Annotated in this window: 3 protein-coding genes; all 3 read right to left on the reverse strand. The window is 35.5% G+C overall.

What is annotated here, in order from left to right:
* Positions 1-86: 86 nt before the first annotated feature.
* Complete coding sequence (locus FTU36_RS16520; protein WP_180118586.1) at positions 87-287, reverse strand: hypothetical protein; 201 nt, start codon at positions 285-287, stop codon at positions 87-89.
* Between the two features lie 102 nt (positions 288-389).
* On the reverse strand, positions 390-821 hold the full coding sequence (locus tag FTU36_RS16525) for a hypothetical protein (RefSeq protein WP_180118588.1): 432 nt from the start codon (positions 819-821) through the stop codon (positions 390-392).
* 250 nt (positions 822-1,071) lie between these two features.
* Positions 1,072-1,440 carry an endonuclease domain-containing protein gene (locus FTU36_RS16530; RefSeq protein WP_180118590.1) on the reverse strand — a complete coding sequence of 123 codons (369 nt, stop codon included), beginning with the start codon at positions 1,438-1,440 and terminating at the stop codon, positions 1,072-1,074.
* Positions 1,441-1,599 lie beyond the last annotated feature (159 nt).

The raw sequence follows: 1,599 nt of genomic DNA on the forward strand, positions 1-1,599 counted from the left end.
TTCGCAAGAGATGCGATGGATGTCTGATGATTTGTAGTCATAAATTTAAGTCCCCACTTGTTTCTAAGTGGGGACTAAATTAAGGCTTATAGGATGAATTCAGAAGGTGTGTTCAGCGGACGCTTACGGATAATTTCTTTAATCCAATTAAATAGCGGAACTATTAATACCACTAACACCTGCTGCCAATATCGCGAAGTTTTTGGTTGCTCGTTAATAATGATGATTGGCTGAGGTTTGGCAATCTTAGTTCTTTTTTTAGCTTTTGACTTTTTACGTCTAGCCATAAACTCTTTACCTTATAAATAGAATTTTGGACTACACGTCTGAGTTTTTGAATGATATGTCCCAAACGTGTAAGTGAATACAGTTTGGTCATAGATGAATTCTCAAGCAGAGATGGAAAGGTTTTTCTGAATTGAAAAATTACGAGTAGTTATAAAAATAATCGGTAAAAATATTAATAGAAATAATTTAAGAAGTGATAAAAGTATTTCTGAACTTCGTGCACGTTTTTCTAAATTTTTAAGACAAAATACTAAAGCAGACTTTGAAATGTCTTGTTTAACTTCAGATTCGAAATCCAAATAGGATAGAACTCCAATTCGTTTAGCATATTTCGAATAAATTTGATTACTTAGGTCATCTCTATCTTCAAAAGCACTAAAGCTCTGAGCTAAAACATGTGATAAAACCTCTAAATAATTTTTTAAAGACCGAACTGGCACACCATCATTATCCTGTTTAGATTGATGGTTCTCTTTCAATCTACTATTTCTATAAGAAATCCAAGATTGTCTAAAACTTATATCTCTTTCCAAATTCAACATTCTCCAATGTGTTAAAAGCTTAAGATTAAAGTAAAAACCCCATATATAGCCATTAGTTTAAATATTAACCACAACATATAGCAAAATCAATATTCAAAATTATTTTTTGACCCTCACCCCAGCCCTCTTCCATAGGGAGAGGGAGCATCATTTGATTTATTATCCGTATGAATTTCACAATGGAATTCCCTCTCCTGAGCAAGTTTTAAAGTGTCGCTTTAAAACGAAGCGCAAGTGAGGGTTAGGGAGAGGTATTTTTTAATTCAGAGCATTTCATCCACAAATCCTCCAACACCACATCCTTCCGACTCAACACATCATGATTCCAATACCGCACAACAGTTAAACCCAAAGCCTCTAAAAACTTAGTCCGTTCAGCATCATATTCAACAGCATCCTCCATTCCATGCTGACTACCATCCAACTCAATCACTAAACCAATTTCATGACAGTAAAAATCCACAATATAAAGTTTGATCACATGCTGACGGTGGAATTTCAGGTTCATAAAACGTTTGGCACGTAGAATTTGCCACATGAGGTTTTCAGCATCGGTGGCTGTGTGGCGCATGTTTTTGGCAAACTCTAATAATGCAGGGTCAATTTTAATTTTTATTTCCCTCTCCCTAGCCCTCTCCCATAGGGCATAGGTATCTACACAAATCCCAAGTTTTGGGTTAAATTGAAGAGCATGCTCTTCAATTTAATATCTCCCATCTTGATACACGTCTCGTCAGACGATACAACGCCCTCGTAAAGCTTAATATGA

It is taken from the genome of Acinetobacter sp. YH12096 (genome assembly GCF_013419215.1).
Taxonomy (GTDB): Bacteria; Pseudomonadota; Gammaproteobacteria; order Pseudomonadales; family Moraxellaceae; genus Acinetobacter; species Acinetobacter amyesii.

Coding starts and splice junctions, on each gene's coding strand:
- FTU36_RS16520 (WP_180118586.1), bottom strand. CDS start 287: ATGGCTAGACGTAAAAAGTCAAAAGCTAAAAAAAGAACTAAGATTGCC.